Genomic DNA, 16,267 nt, shown 5'->3' with positions numbered 1-16,267 from the left:
TCCAGCAGCGGGGTGCGGTGCGGTCGATCCGTCGCGCGACCGACATCGCGCCACGGGCTCCGTCCCGCGGACGAGATCCGCCCCCGACCTGCGGCGTCCCGCGGCCTCGGTGACGATGAGGGGCATGGCCGACATCACCACCCCCACCCTGACCATCCCCGGCGGCGCGATCCCCGTGCTCGGGTTCGGCACGTGGCAGGCGGAGGGCTCCGACGCGGAGCTCGCCGTCTCGGCCGCGCTGCAGCTCGGGTTCCGGCACGTCGACACCGCGACGGGCTACGGCAACGAGGCGCAGGTCGGGCGCGCGCTCGCGACCGTGGGCATCGACCGCGACGACGTCTTCGTCACCACCAAGCTGCCGCCGGACCACGCGGGCCGCGAGCGGCAGACGATCACCGAGTCGCTGGCCGCGCTCGGCACCGACCACGTCGACCTGTGGCTCATCCACTGGCCGCCGCACAAGCAGGCCAGCCCCGAGGTCTGGCAGGAGCTGCGCCGCGCGCGCGACGAGGGCCTGACCCGCTCGATCGGAGTCTCGAACTACTCGATCGCGCAGATCGACGAGCTCGTCGCGGCGACGGGCGAGGCGCCCGCGGTCAACCAGATCCCGTACTCGCCGGTCGACCACGACCCGGACCTCCTGGCGGCGCACCGCGAGCGCGGCGTCGTGGTGGAGGGGTACAGCCCGCTCAAGCGCACCGACCTCGACGCCGAGCCGATCGTCGCGGCGGCGCGCGCGCACGGCGTGACGCCCGCGCAGGTGGTGCTGCGCTGGCACGTCGAGCACGACGTGGTCGTGATCCCGAAGTCGGTGCGTCGCGAGCGCATCGAGGAGAACCTCGGCACGCTCGGGTTCTCGCTGACGGCCGACGAGGTCGCGGCGATCGACGCGCTGGGTCGCTGAGCGCAGGTCGCTGAGCGCGGGTCGCTGAGAGCGGGTCGCTGAGCGCGGGTCGCTGAGCGCGGGTCGCTGAGCGCGGGTCGCTGAGCGCTGCCTCGCTGCGCGCGGCGCCGGCACGCGGGCGACGGGGTCCGGGCGGCGACGCCCGGGCCCCGTCGTGCTGTCACGGCGCGGTTGCGCTGCTGCGGAGGCCGCGCTGCTGCAGCGGACGGGTTCGGGCGCGGAACGGGCCGCGTCCGGGGAGGTGGTCGCGCTCCCACCTCGCACGTGCTCGCCGTCGTCGCTCTGCGCGACCGACGAGCACGTCGGGCGTCCGGCCTACCGAGGGACCGGGCCCGTACTGCGGTCGGCGTCACGCCGTTGTGGCACCGGACGCAGGTCTACCGGAACCGGACACGTGACGTCAACCACACGTCCGGGGACGTTCCGCCCCGCGCGTGCCCCCGGCCTCGACCGGCCGGGGGCACGCGCGTCACGCGGGTCGGGTGCGCGTCACCAGCCGCCGGCGACGGCGCGGATCAGCTCGCCGTCGGGGGTGTCGCCCGACAGCTCCCAGAAGAAGGCGCCGCCCAGGCCCTTGCCGCGGGCCCACGTCATCTTGGACGCCATGGTCTGGGGGGTGTCGTAGCTCCACCACTCGCTGCCGCACCTCGCGTACGCGGTGCCCCCGACCGTGCCGGTCGCCGGGCACCGCGTCTTGAGCACCTCGTAGTCCTCGATGCCCGGCTCGTACGTGCCGGGGGCCGCACCGGTCGCGGTGCCGCCGGGCGCCGACTGCGTCACGCCCGTCCACCCGCGCCCGTAGAACCCGACGCCCAGCAGGATCTTCCTGGCGGGGACGCCCTTGGCGATGAGCTTGTTCACGGCCGCCTCGGAGTTGAACCCCTGCTGCGGGATGCCCGGGTACGACGTCAGCGGCGAGTGCGGGGCCGTCGGGCCCTGCGGGGCGAACGCGCCGAAGTAGTCGTAGGTCATCGGCATGATCCAGTCGAGCTTGGTCGCCGCGGTCGCGTAGTCGGTCGCGTCGATCTTGCCGCCGTTCGAGCCGTCGGCCGTGATGGCCGCGGTGACCAGCGCCGACGAGCCGAACTTGCTGCGCAGCGCCGTGACGACCCGGTCGAACGCCTGCGGCCCTGACGCGTCGCACGTGAGGCCGCACGCGTTGGGGTACTCCCAGTCGACGTCGATGCCGTCGAAGACGTCCGCCCAGCGCGGGTCCTCGACGAGGTCGTAGCAGGACTGCGCGAACGCCTCGGGGTTCGCGGCGGCCTGCGTGAAGCCGCCCGACCACGTCCAGCCGCCGAACGACCAGATGACCTTGAGGTTCGGGTGCATGGCCTTGAGCTTGCGCAGCTGGTTGAACGACCCGCGCAGCGGCTGGTCCCACGTGTCGGCCTTGCCGTCGACGGACTGCTCCGCGGTGTAGGCCTTCTCGTAGTCGGCGTAGGAGTCGCCGATCGAGCAGCGGCCGCCGGTGGTGTTGCCGAACGCGTAGAGGATGTGGGTCAGCCGGTCGGCCGAGCCCGAGGTCTGGACGTCCTTGACGTGGTAGTTGCGGCCGTAGACGCCCCACTCGGCGAAGTAGCCGACGACCTTGGACCCGCCCGGGGGCGGCGTCGTCGGCGTGGGCGTGGGGCTGGTCGTGGGCGTCGGCGTGGGTGTCGCCGTGGGCGTCGGGGTCGACGTGGGCGTGGGCGTCGGGGTGGGCGTCGCGCCGCCGCCGGTGCACGAGCCGCCGTTGACGGTGCAGGACGTCGGCGCGCCCCAGGCGCCCGAGGCGACGTAGCCCCAGGTCTGCGACGCCCCTGGCGCGAGCGCACCGGCCCAGCTCTTCTTGCCCGCCCGGTAGGACTGTCCGTCGCGCGTGACGTCGGCGTCCCACGAGCTCGTGATCGCCCGGCCGTCCGGCAGGCGGAAGTCCACGGACCACGTCGAGACGCTCGTGGTCCCCGTGTTGGTCACCGTCACCGCGACCTCGTGCCCGGTGGTCCACGAGTCGCGGGCCGCGAACGTCACCGTGACGCCACCCGCGGCGTTGGCGGCCGGGGCGGCCGCGAGGCCGGCGACGACGAGCGCGAGCGACGCCACGACCGCGCCGACCGTGCGCCGCCGCGTGCCGCGCGACCACCCCGGACCTCGCCCTCCCCCCGAGGTGCCCGGCTCCCCCTGGTCCCCCGCCGATCTCCCCTGCGTCCTGCTGCGAGACATCTCGACTCCCGTCGTCGAATATGTAAGGACTGCGTACTAATCGGACGGGTACGACGCTAGCGGCGGGCGAATCGGACGGTCAATGATGTGATGACTTGTCGAAGGGCGACGGGTGACTGCGTGGGAACGCGACCGCAGGGGTCCCCGTGCAGGTCAGCGCAGGCCCGCCACACGTTCGGATGAACCGTGCGTCAGGGCGGCGTGGTGACGCGTCGCGCTCACCCCGCTACCGCGGACGGGCGTCGTCCGTCGCGAACCCGTCCCGTGCCCGCCGCTCGTCGAGCGTCTCGAGCTCCTGGAAGAACGTCACCTGCCACCCGGCGGGCCCCGCGACGCGGGCGTTGACGGTGCGGAACGGCGTCGTGGTCGGCGGCGCCAGCACCCGTGCCCCCGCCGCCGTCACGGCCTCGACGGCCTGCACGGTGTCCGCCACCTCGAGCGCGAGCCGCAGCGTCGGGCCGTCCGCGGCGGGTGCACCCTCGACCTCGTCGACCGCCCGCGCGTGCGCGGGCGTCGCGAGCTCGATCGTCGCCGTCGCGACGGTCAGGATCGACACGCGGTCGTCGCCCGCGGTCGCGAACGCCGGCTGCTCGGGCAGGCCGAGCACGTCGCGGTAGAACCGCACGGCCTCATCGAAGTCGGCGGTCTCGATGATCAGTCGGAGCTGGCGGGGCGGCTGCGGGAGCGTCATGCGGACCACCGTGCGCCCTCACACGCGTGTCAGGGGCAACCCCCAGCCGCGCCGCGAGCGACCGCAGCGCCGCGAGCTCGGCGTCGACCGCCGCGCGTTCGCCCTCGAGCCGCGCGACGGCCGCCCCGAAGGCCGCCCGCAGGCGTGCGGGGTCCTGCTCCGGCGCACCGAGCGCGGGCAGCAGCTCGCGGACCACGGAGCTGCAGAAGCCGGCGGCGAAGAGCTCCTGGATGCGCGCGACGACGACCACGTCCTGCGCGACGAAGACCCGCTGGCCGGCCGCCGTCCGGGCGGGCGCGAGCAGGCGCTGCTCCTCGTAGTAGCGCAGCGAGCGGACGCTCACGCCCGTCGCGGCGGCCAGCTCGCCGATCCTCACCGCTGCCCCCTCGTCGCCACGGATCTCATCTTGCCCGGGCGCTGGCCAGCAAGGTCACTTGTCGACGCGGCCAGCGAGCCGATCGTTCTTCACAGCGCCTACAGGCACGGCGTATCAGAGGACTCGCTCAGGCACGCGCTACGCAACCACGTCGACCTGTTCGACGTCGGAGACGGGATGACGATGGTCATCGGTCCGAACCGCAGCAGGGGTCTCATCGAGGTCGGCGTCGTCGAGCGCCACGACGACCTGCACGTCGCACACGCCATGCCAGCACGACCGAAGTTCCTGAGGTGATGCCGATGCCCCACTCGCTCGAAGAGATGATGACCCAGGCCGATGACCTGGCCGACCGCTTCGATGCGGACGAGCCCGAGCCCGGTGACCGTGACACCTTCGCTCCTCTCACGCGGCTGCGGCTCGCTGCCCTCAAGCGCAACGAGGTCGAACGTGAGATCGCCGAGGCCGTCGCGAACGCCCGACGCTCGGACACCTCGTGGAAGGTGATCGGCGCGTCTGTCGGGACGAGCGGCGAGGCGGCGCGCCAGCGGTACGTCAAGCGCGCGTCCTGAGAGACAGGCGATCCCGCCGAGGCGACCATTCCCCGGTCCACCCCTCGATGCACTCGCCCTCGGTCACACCCCGGCCGACAGCGATCGGAGAGCCCGCGTAGCATGTCCGTGTAGGTACCAGGAGGAGGCGGACATGGAGCGTCGAGTCGTCGACAAGGACGCGATCAAGCGTTCCGCCGAGCGTTCCACCCGCGTCTCCGCCAAGCTCGAGGGCCGCGTCGTCTCGAAGGAGTTCGTGCGCTCTCCCAAGGTCGAGCAGTTCGTCACCGCACGCACCCGTCGCGCTTCGTGACACCGCTCGAGCCCGGTTACGGCGAGACACCGCTCGACTGGGACGAGCTCGCCGCACTCCTCCCGGACGCCCGCGAGGTGCTGCCCGATCCCCCGACCAAGGCAGACGTCTACGACCTTGAACAAGCGGTCGAGGCGGCTGTCACCGAGGATCTGATCGGCATGGTCCTCGATGGTGCGGTCGGCGTGCACGACGTGGTCACCGATCACTTCCTCCGGTCGACGCACGCCAGGCTCTACGGGGACATCTGGACCTGGGGCGGCAAGCTTCGGCAACGCGAGCTCAACATCGGCGTCGCCCCGGAACGGATCGCCATGGAACTGCGGGGCTCGCTCGACGGGCTCCTGTACCGATGGCAGCACACCTCGGACTGGACCGCTCATCAGATGGGTATCGCTGTCCACGCGGAGACTGTCCGCATCCACCCCTTCGCGGACGGGAACGGCCGCTCCACCCGCCTGCTTGCCGACCTCACCCTGCTCGCGGCGCAGGGCATCGACGAACCACCGGCGACGTACGACTGGGAGGTCGACAAGCGGCAGTACGTCGAAGCCCTGCGTCGCTACGACCAGCATCGCGATCCGACCGAACTGGCCACCGCCGTCGCGCACCGCCCCATCGGCGAGTAGTCCTCCGCGCGGCATCACCGGACCAGGCATACCCATTCAGGAAACGCCCACCGCCCCTCGAACAGCTCGAGGTAGCCGCGCCCCGCCCGGCGCACGGCGTCGGCCGGGGTCCGACGTCGCCGGGGCGCGCGGGTCGGCTCGTCAGCGCCCGTCCTCACCAGCCCCGACCCCGAGCGGCACGCAGCTCACGGGACGACGACCGTCATGCCACCGGCACCGGGCCGCGCGAGGCCCGCGAGCGCGTCGGCCGCCTCGTCGAGCCCGACCGTGCGACCCACGAGCGACGACGGCGCGAGCCTGCCGTCGGCGATCGCGGCCAGCATGGCCGGGTACTCGTGCGCGGCCATGCCGTGCGAGCCGTGCACCGACAGCTCCCACGCGACGACGCGGTCCATGGGCAGCGCCGTCCACGCGTCGTCGCGCAGCAGCAGCCCGACCTGCACATGGCGCCCCCTGCGGCGCAGCGCGAGCACGCCCGCCTGCGCCGTGGCGGGGCTGCCGAGCGCGTCGAGCGCCGCGTGCGCGCCGCCCCCGGTCGCCTCGACGACGCGCGCGGCCAGCGCCGGCGGGTCGTCGTCGCCCGGGTCGAGCACGACGTGCGCGCCGGCGTCCATCGCAGCGGCGCGCGCGGCGGGCGACGGGTCGACCGCGACGACGTGCGCACCCGCCGCCGCGGCGACCATGACGGCCGACAGCCCGACGCCGCCGCAGCCCAGCACCGCGACCTCGTGCCCCGTGCGCACCGCGGCGTGCACCGTGACGGCGCGGTACGCGGTCGCGAACCGGCACCCCAGCGCCGCGGCTGCCACGGGCGACAGGCCGTCCGGCACGCGCACGAGGTTCGTGTCGGCGTGGTCGAGCGCGACGAGCTCCGCGAACGAGCCCCACTGCGTGAACCCCGGCTGCGTCTGGTGCGGGCACACCTGCTGGTCCCCCGCGCGGCACGTCGCGCACGCGCCGCACGCCATCACGAACGGCACGGTCACGACGTCGCCGGTGCGCCAGCCGCGCACGTCGGGGCCGACCTCGACGACCGCGCCCGCGAGCTCGTGCCCCGGCACGTGCGGCAGCCGCACGTCGTCGTCGTGACCCTGCCACGCGTGCCAGTCGGACCGGCACACACCCGTCGCGGCGACGCGGACCACCACGCCGTCGGGCGGGCACGCCGGGTCCGGGACGTCACGGACCTGCGGGAGCACCCCGAACTCGTCGACCACCAGCGCGCGCACGGGCCCATCCTGCCCCGCGCGCCGGCGGACGCGCCGAGGCCGGGCCGACGCACGGCGCGTCGACCCGGCCCCGGCTCACGACCTCGGCCCTCAGGACGCGAGGAACTCCAGCAGCGCGGCCGTGACCTCCTGCGCGTGCGTCCACAGCAGACCGTGCGGCGCGCCCTCGACCTCGACGTACGTGGCGTGCGGCAGCAGCGCGTGGAACGGCCGGCCGGTGGCGTCGATCGGCAGGATCCTGTCCCCCGTGCCGTGCAGGATCAGCGTCGGGACGTCGATCGCGGCGATGTCGGCGCGCAGGTCGGTGTGCCACGTCGGCACGACCTCCCACGCGGCCCACGGCGCGGCGCCCGCGGCGACCTGCCACGAGCCGCGCACCGCGGCCTCGCTGATGCGCGAGCCGAGGTTCTCGTCGAGGTTGTAGAAGTTCTGGAAGAACTCGTCGTACCAGGCGAACCGGTCGCGCTGCGCGTTCGCCGCGATCTCGTCGAACGCGCTCTGCGGCAGGCCGTGCGGGGTCTCGTCGGTCTGCAGCAGGAACGGCTCGATCGACGCGAGGAACGCGGCCTTCGCGACGCGGCCCGAGCCGCGCGTGCCCAGGTACCGGCCGACCTCGCCCGTGCCCATCGAGAAACCGACGAGCACGACGTCGCGCAGGTCGAGGGTCGTCAGCACCGCGTCGAGGTCCGCGGTGAACGTGTCGTAGTCGTAGCCCTGCGTGGCCTTGGTGGAGCGGCCGAAGCCGCGACGGTCGTACGTGACGACGCGGTACCCGGCGTCGAGCAGCGCGACGGTCTGCTTCTCCCACGAGTGCCCGTCGAGCGGGTAGCCGTGGATGAGCACCACGGGCTGCCCGCTGCCGTGGTCCTCGTAGTAGAGCTCGACGGTCTGGTCGGTGGCGGTGCTGGTGACGTACGGCATGCCCCTTGCCTTCCTTCGTCGCGGCGCCCGGCGGTCGCGGGCGCTGAGGGCCCGGCGTGCACCGGGCACCGAGTGCATCGTGCAGCACCCGCGGCGCGGCCGCCCGGCGTCCGTGCGTCCCCCGGCGCCCGGTGCGGCGTCGGCGCGACCTCAGGGCGCGGCGGCCGGGTCCTGCGCGGGCCGCCACGGGCCCACCCGCACGGTCGCCCCGGCGAGCACGTCCAGCGGCGTCGGCAGCGCCAGGTCGACGTCTGGGCCGCCCGGGACCGGACGGACCGTGACCCGCACCGCGACGTCCGGGTCGTTCGTCGTCGACATCGCACCCCACCGCACCTGCGCGTCCGCCGCGTCGCCCGGTGCGAGGACCGTGGTCGGCGGCGCGTCGGGCGCGACCACGTCGACGAGCTGCGTGAGGTCCGGCACGGGCGTGCCGGACGCGCGCGTGAACGCGAGCGCCGGGACGCCCGCGAGCGCGCACGGCGCCGCGCCCGCGTTCGTCGCGCGCAGGAACAGGAAGCGCGATCCGGCCGCCGCGTCGGTGCCCGTGACCTCGACGGCCAGCGCGTCGCCCGGGCAGACCGCGACGCCGTCGACCGTCGCGCCAGGCGTGGGCGCAGGGGCGGGCGCGACGCCGCCCGACCCGACCGTGCCGGGCACGCCCACGTCGCCCGCGCGCACGTCGTAGGTGACCGGCTCGCCCGGCTGCACGAGGGCGTCGAGACGCCGCGCGACCTCGCTGCGGTACGCGTCCGCCTCGGTCTCGACCGTGAGCGACGCCGACGCGGGCGCCCCGCCCGTGAGGACCACGCGGTACACGCCCTCCCAGCCGGCGACGTCGACCGCCAGCGCGACCGCCTCGCCACCGGGCCACGCACCCGCGTGCACCTGCCGCACCTCGACCCACGGGTGGTCGGCGCCCACGGTCGTGGGCGGCAGGTCCACCGCGTCGACCGCACGCACCGCACCGGCCACCTGGTCGCCCGACGCGACCAGGACGTGCGCGGACTCGGGGCCCACCCAGACCGACGTCGCGCCGGACGCGGCGAGCACCGCGGCCGCGGCGGTCGCCGGTGCCGCGTCGCCGCCGGGCGTGAGCACGACCTCGAGCGTGCGCTGCGTGCCGTGCACGCCGAGCCACCACGTCCACGGCGCGCCGGGGTCGGCCGCCGCGAGCACGGCGGACGCGAGGTCCGGCACGGCGGACGCCTGCGCGACCCCCGCGTCGACGCCCAGCTGCCACCGGGCGGGGTCCGCGCCGGGGTCCGTGCCGTCGGCGTCGTCCGGGCCCGTGAAGCGGCACGTGACCGCGAGCTCGTCCGTCGCGCCCGCGAGCGCGTCCCGCACCTCCCGCGCGGCGGCGCGCAGCGCGGCGGGCGGCCGCGGGTCGCCGTCCACCGTCGCGCACCCCGCGGCGCCCGGGAGCCGGTCGGCCACGCCCGGGACGCGCAGCAGCAGCGCCGCGACCACCGCGAGCACGAGCACGGCGACCGCGACGGCGAGCGAGCGGCGCCGGTGCGTCGTGTCGGGTGCGCCGGCAGCGGGCGCCCCCGGTGCTCGGTCGGCGCGGTGCGGCCCGTCGCCCGGCGCGGCGGGCGGGGTCGGCGGTGCGACGCTCACGCCTCGGGACCCTACCCGCGCCGCACCGCCGCGGTCGGGCGTCCCGGGAGGACCGAGGTCAGATCGCGCAGCCTCGCCGACGCACCCGTGGCGGCCGTGGTGGCCGTGGTGGCCGACGCGTCGCAGGTCGTCGCCGCGGTGGTGCCGGTGCGCGACGCGCGCTGACGGCGCCGCCCCGGCAGGGCCGCGGTCAGCGCGCGCCGCGCGCCAGCTCGGCGAGCAGCAGCACGTCGTGGCCGTCGGTCCACGTGCCGTGCCGCACGACCGCGAGCCCCGCGTCCGCGACCTGCGCGTCGAGCGCCTCGACGGTCGCGAACTCGGCGTGCCGCTGCGGGTACGGCGGCTGCGACCCGGGCTGCTCGCGGTGGTGCTGCGCGGGGTCGTAGCTCGCGAACGTCGCCGTGACCACGCGGCCCGCGGGCCGCAGCACGCGCGCCCACTGCGCGACGACCGCGGGCGTGCCGGGGATGAGGTGGAGGCCCGTCACGCACGTCACGAGGTCGACGCACGCGTCCGGCAGCGGCAGGTCACGCGCGTCGGCCTCCCGCAGGTCGGCCCCCGGCAGGTGCCCGCGCGCGACGGCCAGCATGCCCGCCGACACGTCGACGCCGACGAGCCGCAGGTCCGCCCCGCCGGGCCGCTCGCGCAGCGCCCGGAGCACCAGACCGGTGCCGGTCGCGACGTCCAGCACGTCCGCGACGCCGTCGAGGTCGACGAACGCGGCGACCGCGGCCGCCAGGTCGCGGTGCATGGCGCTGCCGTCGTACGACGGCGCACGGTGGTCGAAGCGGTCCCGGACGGCCTGCACGACGTCGTCGCTCACGCCGCGAGCCTAGGACCGGCAGGGCGCGCGGCACCGGGACCGTCGGCCCGCGCGCCCGGTGCCGCTCGTCCGCTCCCCCGCGCGGACGTGGCGCGGGCGCGACGGCGCACGTCAGCCGAGCCGCACGCCCGGGACGCGGGCGACGTCGTCGAGCGTGAGCAGGTCGGCGCTCGTGACGACCCCGCGCCCGCGTGCGGCGGCCGCGGCCTCGACCGCGCGCGCCGCGAGCAGCCCGGTGGCGGCCGACTGCCCGCGACCGTGCGCGGCGACGCGCTCGCCCGTGCGCCGGTTGACGGCCCCGACCTCCCAGCGGTCGTCCCCGACGTGCGGCATGCGCGCGACGAGCGCGCGCAGCGCGGGGAACCGGCCGACCAGCGCGAGCGCGGCGGTCGTGGCGGCGCCGCCGGCAGCGAGGTGGCTGCGGACGGTGACGCCGCGCGCGCGGCCGACGAGCACGTGGTCGGGGAAGTCGGCCCGCAGCAGGCGCCGGGTGCCCGAGCGCGTCGGCAGCACGCGCGCCGAGCGCAGGTTGATGACGGTGCCGCCCTCGGGCGGGTCGTGCAGCGCCGCGCCCGCGAGCCCGGCGGTCCACGCGACCGCCGCGTCGCCGTGCGTCTCGCCGGTGCCGAGCAGCACCGCGACGTCGATCTCGTCGCCCGGCCGTGCGTCGAGCGACGCGACCAGCACGGTGCTGAGGCCCGGCACGAGCCCGGCCCCGAGCACGAGCGTGCCGCCGGGTGCCACGGCCGCCGCGAGCCCGTCGAGGTAGCGGCCGGTCGCGGAGGCGTCGACCAGCGGGGTGCGGCCGACGGCGCGCGCGAGCGCGGGGTCCTCGACGGCGGACGCGTGCAGGACGACGTCGTGCTCGGCGGCGGCCTCGCGCACGCGGGCCAGGCCGTCGGGGGCGCGCAGGTCGACGCGCAGGTCCACGCCGGGCCCGGGCGTGCGACCGGCGCCGGTGACGTGGTGCCCGGCGGCGCGCAGCGCGTCGGCCGCGACCGCGCCCACGGCGCCGCGCGCGCCGAGCACGAGGGCCCTCATCGGGGCGTCCCGGGCTGCGCGGCGCGCGGCGCGCGCGACCCCCGCAGCGCGGTGTACGCGCGGGTGAGGGCGGGGACCGCGACGAGCACGGCGACGGGCACGACGACGGCCATGAGCAGCGCGGTCGCGGCGACGTCGGGCCAGCCGTCGACCACGGGCCGCAGGAGCGCCCGGGCCACGACGACGAGCGGGAAGATCGCGAGCCAGGTGACGGCGATGCGGGGCAGGAGCGGGAGAGGACGCACGAGAACTCCAAACGATCGGTTGGAGAGACGGTAACCCCGGCGCCCGCGGAAACCAAACGATCAGTTGGAGTCGCGTAGGGTGGCGCCGTGGCATGGGACACCGCAGGCACCCGACGTCGGCTGCTCGACGCCGGCGCACGGCAGTTCGCCGCGCGCGGCTTCGCCGGCACGACCATGGACGCGCTCAGCCGCGACGCGGGCGTCAACAAGGAACGCGTGTACGCGTACTTCGGCGACAAGCGCGGACTGTTCGGCGCCGTCCTCGCCGACCGCCTCGGCGGCCTCCTCGACGGCGCGCAGGTCGAGGGCACCGGCCCCGCGGCGGTCGGCGCCTGGGCCGGCGAGCTGTTCGACCGCTACCGCCGCACGCCCGACCTCGCCCGCCTGCTGGCCTGGGAGAGCCTCGAGCTCGACGAGGCCGCGTCGGCCGACCACCGGGCGGCCACGTGCCGCGACCGCGCGACGCACCTGCGCGCCGCGCTGCCCGGCCTGGACGCCGCGCGCGCCCAGCACCTGCTGCTCAGCGTCGTCACGCTCGTCACCGGGTGGTGGACGCTCGCGCGCCTCGGCGACGTCGTGCTGACCGCGGGGACCAGCACGGGACCCGACGACGCCGCCGACGCACGACGCGCGGCGCTGGTCGCGCAGGTCGAGGCGCTCGCCGGCGCCGCCTGAGCACGCGCCGGACCGCACGACGTCCCGGGGCGAACGGACCGACCGCCCGGGACCGGCGACGCGACGCACCGATGACGCGCCGCCGAGCGTCGCCCCACGACCCCGCCATCCGTCGCACCCACCCGCTCCGACCCGCCACCGATGACGGGGTCACCACGCGGCAGGCGGCCCCGACGGGGGCCGATCACGGGGTCGCCTCTCGACCTTCGCCCGCGCGACACTGGACGCTCCCCGTCGAGAGGACCCGCCGTGCCCACGCCTCCCCTGCCCGCCGACGTCGCCGCGCTGCTCGCGCAGCCCAACCCCGCGGTGATGGCGACGATCCACCCCGACGGCCACCCCGTGACGGTCGCGACCTGGTACCTGCTGGAGGACGACGGCCGCGTGCTGCTCAACCTCGACGCGTCGCGCGCGCGGCTGCGTCACCTGCGGCACGACCCGCGGGTCTCGCTCACGGCGCTGTCGCAGGAGAGCTGGTACACGCACGTGAGCGTCCAAGGTCGCGTCGTGGAGTGGCGCGACGACGTCGACCTCGTCGACATCGACCGCCTGTCGGTGCACTACGGCGGCAAGCCGTACCCGGTGCGGGACCGCGCGCGCGTGAGCGTGCTGGTCGAGGTCGAGCACTGGCACGGCTGGGGCGCCGCGAAGCAGGACTGAGACCCTCCGGGCCGTCGCGCGACGGCGCGCGGGCGCACCGGGACCGCCGCGCGTCGGGCCCGTGCGGTGCCGCGGGCCCGACGCCGGTCAGGTGCCGCGCCGACCCGGCGACACGAGCCACAGCCCGGCGGCGACCGACCCGACGCCACCCGCCACGAGGTCGCCGATCGTGTCGGCGTACGTCACGAAGATCGCGTCGTCGACGTAGGTGTGGCCGACGTACTCGCCGACCTCCCACAGCGCGCTGAGCGCGAGCCCGAGCGCAACCGTGACGACCACGGCGCCCGCGCGCGCGGCGCGGCCGTGCACGGCGGTGGGGTCGGGCACCGCGGTCGGGTGAAGCGCGGCGGTCGGGTCGGGCACGGCGCCCGTGGTGCGCGCGAGCGCGAGGTGCGCGACCGCCGCGACGAGCCCGGTGACGCCCACGTGCGCGACCACGTCGAGCCACGGCACCGCCTGGTAGAGCTCGAGGACCGCGCACCACGCCGCGACCAGCAGCGACGCTCCGTACGCGGCGTCGAGCGCGGCGGGGGCGCGCACGACGACGGGCACGACGAGCCCGCCGAGCACGAGGACGAGCAGCACGGCGTCGACGGGTCCGCGCGCGACGAGGGCGACGAGCACGCTGACCGCACCCGCGGCCCGCACGACACCGCCCGGGCCCGCGAGCAGCAGGCGCGGCACGGGGGCCGGCAGGCCGGTGCGCGTCGTCGTCATCGCCCCCCTCCCCCGCGCCCGGGCCGGCCCGGCGCGCGGCGACCGTACGACGAGGGCGTGCGGTGCGCACGCCCGGCGGGCGACTCCGCGCGACGGCGTCGGGCGTGCGCTCCGACGGCTCGACGCCCGGGGCCGGCCCGCCGCGGACGCCGGCGGCCCGCGGCGTCCGGCGGGGTGCCGGGACGGCGGCGGCGAGCAGGAGCACGGCACCGAGCAGGAACGCGGGGCCGGGGCCGGCGGCGTCGGCGACGGCGCCCGTCACCGTGGCGCCGACGGCCTGGCCCGCCGTGAGCGCGACGAAGAGCACGGCGGTCGTGGGGCCGGGCGCGGCGGGTCGCAGGTGTGCCGCCCACGCGATGAGGACGCCGCTCAGGGCGGTGTACGCACCACCGAACAGCGCGGCGGCGAACCCCGCGAGCACGGGACGGTCGGGGGCGAGCGCGAGGCCGAGCGTGCCGACCGCGCTCGCGACGGCGGTGAGCCACCACGCACCGCGCAGCCCCAGCACGCGCACCGCGTCGCCGCTGACCGCACCGAGCACGGCGGCGACCCCGAGCAGGCACCACAACACCGCCGACGTGCGCGCGGGCAGCCCGCCGGTCGTCGTCAGGAGGTCGCGACCGAACGTCCAGACCGCCGCGCTGCCGACGCCCGCGAGCACGGCGGCGAGCGCGGGCCGCCGCAGCGACCGCCCGTCCGCGCCGCCCGGGGGACGGGACCGTCCCGCGCCCGTCGGGGCGGGCCAGGACGTGGCGCGGTCGACGACGGCGGCGACGAGCAGCGCCGCGACGGCGGCCCCCGCCCACACAGGCCGCCACGCGTGCGGCGCGACGAGCGCCACCGCGCCCGCGACCGCCACGCCCGCCCCCGTCCCGGCGTTGACGACGGCCTGCGCACGGTCGGCCCGCGCGGGCGCCACGCGCGCCGCGACGGCGACGACGAGCGCGGGCGACGCGGCACCGGCGGCACCACCGGCGACGAGCACGCCGACCGCGAGCACCGCGGCGGACGGCGCGAGCGCGACGAGGACGCCGCCCGCCGCGGCGAGGACCGCCGCGACCCACAGGACGACGCGCGCGCCGCGGCGCGGCACGAGCCGGCGGGCCAGCAGCGCGGTCGCGCAGTAGGCGGCGAAGCTGCCCGCGGCCACGAGCCCGGCGGTGCTCGGGGTGAGGCCGAGCTCGGCTGTGATCGCCGGGAGCTGCAGGCCGTACCCGTACCGGACGACGCCGTACGTCACCGCGACGAGGCCCGCTCCCCCGGCGACGACACCCGCGGCGCCCGGCCGTAACGATCGTTTCACTGTCACGATCGTTACGGTAGGCACATGACCAGCGGCACGGCACGCCCGGAGGCCCGCGAGCGCCTGCTCGCGGCGGCCGAGGAGCTGTTCACCGAGCACGGCATCGCCGCCACCGGCGTCGACGCCGTGCTGCGCCGCGCGCAGGTGGCACCCGCGACGCTGTACGCGCACTTCGGCGGCAAGGACCACCTCGTCGCGGCCTACCTCGAGCGCCGGCACGCGCGGTGGCGCGCCGCGTGGGACGACGCGCTCGCGCGCTGCGGCGACGACCCCGACACCCGCGTGCTCGCGGTCTTCGACGCGCTCGACGCGTTCCCGGGCCCGACGCCGACGCGGCGGGGCTGCGCGTTCCTCGCCGCGGCCGTCGAGGTCACCGACCCGGGTCACCCCGCGCACGCGTGGCTCGTCGCCGACACGCACCTGCTGCGCGAGCGCCTGCACGACCTCGCCGCGGCGACCGGCGCGGCCGACCCCGCCGCGCTCGCCGCCGAGCTGCTGCTGCTCTACGACGGCGCGCTCGCCGCGCGCGCCCGCGACGGCGTGACCGGCACCGCGGGCGCGGCTGCCGACGTGCGGGGACTCGCCGCCGCCGCGGTCGCGCGTCACCGCGACCCGCACCGGACGACGGCGGGCGCCGCACCGCTGCCCGGGTCGCCCGACGGCGGCACACGCGAGGCCGGATCGCCCGAGAGCACACGCGAGGCGGGCGCGCGCGACCGCACACCGGCGGCACCCCCGCGCGACGAGGCTCGTCAGGCGGGCTCGCGCGGCGCGTCGTAGACGAGGCCACGGGGCGTGACGCGCGCACCGGCGGCGGGCGGGTGCGGCGTGAGGCGGCCGTCGTGGCCCAGGTGCCGGACGTCGACGCCGTGCAGCAGGACGGCGGCGTCGGCGACGACCCGGCGGTGGCACCGCCACCAGACCGCCTCGCTGCACATCACCGCGACCTCGCCGTCGACCGTCCGCACCTGGCCGAGCAGGTCCGCGAGCGCGGCACCGAAGACGTCCGTCCGCGCGTAGGCGGCGTAGGCCCGGAACGCGTCGACCTGCCACCAGGTGTCGAGGTCGTCGTCCGCGGCGCGGCGGCGACGTCCGCCGAGCCGCTCCTCCCAGCGGTAGTCGACGCCCGCCGCGGGGAGCCACGCGGCGAGCGCCTCGCGTGCGACGTGGGGGTGGCGGCGGCTGCCGGGGAAGCGTCGGACGTCCACGACGTGCCGCACGTCGGCGCCGCGCAGCACGTGCGCGACCTCCTCCTGCGCGAGCGCGCCGTGCCCGAACGTGACCAGTCGTGCCGCCATCGCCCCGACCCTGCCAACGCCGACCGAGGGTCGCACGCCGGGGGCCGGGCACCCGGCACCTCCGGGTCC

The 16,267-nt window shown here is 76.7% G+C and carries 19 protein-coding genes and 1 pseudogene; 8 read left to right on the top strand and 12 right to left on the bottom strand.

Annotation, left to right across the window (positions count from 1 at the left end; translation table 11 throughout):
• Positions 1-124 precede the first annotated feature (124 nt).
• Positions 125-904 (top strand): aldo/keto reductase, encoded by a 780-nt coding sequence (locus E4A51_RS17070; protein WP_070320724.1) that lies wholly within the window; start codon positions 125-127, stop codon positions 902-904.
• 489 nt (positions 905-1,393) lie between these two features.
• On the opposite strand, the gene E4A51_RS17065 is transcribed toward E4A51_RS17070, so the two are convergent.
• The 3 genes from E4A51_RS17065 to E4A51_RS17055 form a co-directional block, all read right to left on the bottom strand.
• On the bottom strand, positions 1,394-2,989 hold the full coding sequence (locus tag E4A51_RS17065) for a glycosyl hydrolase family 18 protein (protein ID WP_240696534.1): 1,596 nt from the start codon (positions 2,987-2,989) through the stop codon (positions 1,394-1,396).
• 346 nt (positions 2,990-3,335) lie between these two features.
• Positions 3,336-3,800 (bottom strand): glyoxalase/bleomycin resistance/extradiol dioxygenase family protein, encoded by a 465-nt coding sequence (locus tag E4A51_RS17060; RefSeq protein ID WP_134852466.1) that lies wholly within the window; start codon positions 3,798-3,800, stop codon positions 3,336-3,338.
• Positions 3,739-4,176, bottom strand: a complete 438-nt coding sequence (locus E4A51_RS17055) for a MerR family transcriptional regulator (RefSeq protein WP_134852465.1) — start codon at positions 4,174-4,176, stop codon at positions 3,739-3,741. Before E4A51_RS17055 ends, E4A51_RS17060 begins: the two co-directional genes overlap by 62 nt.
• Positions 4,177-4,206: 30 nt before the next feature.
• Between E4A51_RS17055 and E4A51_RS17050 the strand changes: the two genes are divergently transcribed.
• From E4A51_RS17050 to E4A51_RS17040, 4 genes are all read left to right on the top strand, one after another.
• Positions 4,207-4,473, top strand: coding sequence for a hypothetical protein (locus tag E4A51_RS17050; protein WP_134852464.1), 267 nt, complete (start codon positions 4,207-4,209; stop codon positions 4,471-4,473).
• Between the two features lie 5 nt (positions 4,474-4,478).
• Positions 4,479-4,748: a hypothetical protein gene (locus E4A51_RS17045; protein WP_134852463.1), complete on the top strand. Its 270-nt coding sequence runs from the start codon at positions 4,479-4,481 to the stop codon at positions 4,746-4,748.
• Positions 4,749-4,881: 133 nt separating this feature from the next.
• Positions 4,882-5,040, top strand: coding sequence for a hypothetical protein (locus E4A51_RS18470; protein WP_167748956.1), 159 nt, complete (start codon positions 4,882-4,884; stop codon positions 5,038-5,040).
• A complete protein-coding gene (locus E4A51_RS17040) occupies positions 5,037-5,669 on the top strand; it encodes a Fic family protein (RefSeq protein ID WP_134852462.1) in 633 nt (210 codons plus the stop codon). The genes E4A51_RS18470 and E4A51_RS17040 overlap by 4 nt, the downstream gene beginning before the upstream one ends.
• A 185-nt stretch (positions 5,670-5,854) precedes the next feature.
• On the opposite strand, the gene E4A51_RS17035 is transcribed toward E4A51_RS17040, so the two are convergent.
• From E4A51_RS17035 to E4A51_RS17010, 6 genes are all read right to left on the bottom strand, one after another.
• Positions 5,855-6,898, bottom strand: a complete 1,044-nt coding sequence (locus E4A51_RS17035) for an alcohol dehydrogenase catalytic domain-containing protein (RefSeq protein WP_134852461.1) — start codon at positions 6,896-6,898, stop codon at positions 5,855-5,857.
• A gap of 90 nt (positions 6,899-6,988) precedes the next feature.
• The gene (locus E4A51_RS17030) at positions 6,989-7,819 is read right to left on the bottom strand and encodes an alpha/beta fold hydrolase (protein WP_134852460.1); all 831 of its coding nucleotides are present in this window, start codon (positions 7,817-7,819) and stop codon (positions 6,989-6,991) included.
• A gap of 150 nt (positions 7,820-7,969) precedes the next feature.
• Positions 7,970-9,436 (bottom strand): DUF4232 domain-containing protein, encoded by a 1,467-nt coding sequence (locus tag E4A51_RS17025; protein WP_134852459.1) that lies wholly within the window; start codon positions 9,434-9,436, stop codon positions 7,970-7,972.
• A 190-nt stretch (positions 9,437-9,626) separates the two neighbouring features.
• Positions 9,627-10,259, bottom strand: coding sequence for a class I SAM-dependent methyltransferase (locus tag E4A51_RS17020; protein ID WP_070320954.1), 633 nt, complete (start codon positions 10,257-10,259; stop codon positions 9,627-9,629).
• Positions 10,260-10,370: 111 nt separating this feature from the next.
• Entirely contained in the window at positions 10,371-11,300 is a 930-nt protein-coding gene (locus tag E4A51_RS17015) for a hypothetical protein (protein ID WP_134852458.1), read from the bottom strand.
• Positions 11,297-11,545 (bottom strand): hypothetical protein, encoded by a 249-nt coding sequence (locus E4A51_RS17010; protein WP_046529118.1) that lies wholly within the window; start codon positions 11,543-11,545, stop codon positions 11,297-11,299. Before E4A51_RS17010 ends, E4A51_RS17015 begins: the two co-directional genes overlap by 4 nt.
• Positions 11,546-11,632: 87 nt before the next feature.
• Here E4A51_RS17010 and E4A51_RS17005 point away from each other — a divergent pair, with 87 nt between their 5' ends.
• Both E4A51_RS17005 and E4A51_RS17000 read left to right on the top strand, forming a co-directional pair.
• Positions 11,633-12,220 (top strand): TetR/AcrR family transcriptional regulator, encoded by a 588-nt coding sequence (locus E4A51_RS17005; protein ID WP_070321006.1) that lies wholly within the window; start codon positions 11,633-11,635, stop codon positions 12,218-12,220.
• Positions 12,221-12,469: 249 nt separating this feature from the next.
• Entirely contained in the window at positions 12,470-12,880 is a 411-nt protein-coding gene (locus tag E4A51_RS17000) for a TIGR03618 family F420-dependent PPOX class oxidoreductase (RefSeq protein ID WP_046529120.1), read from the top strand.
• Positions 12,881-12,967: 87 nt separating this feature from the next.
• Here E4A51_RS17000 and E4A51_RS18465 read toward each other — a convergent pair whose 3' ends face one another.
• Entirely contained in the window at positions 12,968-13,597 is a 630-nt protein-coding gene (locus E4A51_RS18465; RefSeq protein WP_082131442.1) for a hypothetical protein, read from the bottom strand.
• 196 nt (positions 13,598-13,793) lie between these two features.
• Positions 13,794-14,837 (bottom strand): annotated as a pseudogene (locus E4A51_RS19010) (MFS transporter); the annotation flags it as partial.
• A gap of 87 nt (positions 14,838-14,924) precedes the next feature.
• Between E4A51_RS19010 and E4A51_RS16985 the strand changes: the two are divergent.
• A complete protein-coding gene (locus E4A51_RS16985) occupies positions 14,925-15,680 on the top strand; it encodes a TetR/AcrR family transcriptional regulator (protein ID WP_134852457.1) in 756 nt (251 codons plus the stop codon).
• Here the strand turns inward: E4A51_RS16985 and E4A51_RS16980 are convergent.
• Positions 15,653-16,198: a DUF488 family protein gene (locus E4A51_RS16980; RefSeq protein WP_070320843.1), complete on the bottom strand. Its 546-nt coding sequence runs from the start codon at positions 16,196-16,198 to the stop codon at positions 15,653-15,655. The genes E4A51_RS16985 and E4A51_RS16980 overlap by 28 nt on opposite strands.
• Positions 16,199-16,267 lie beyond the last annotated feature (69 nt).

The organism is Cellulomonas sp. HD19AZ1, assembly GCF_004535805.1.
Taxonomy (GTDB): Bacteria; Actinomycetota; Actinomycetes; order Actinomycetales; family Cellulomonadaceae; genus Cellulomonas; species Cellulomonas iranensis.
This window is presented reverse-complemented; position numbering and strand designations above follow the sequence as displayed.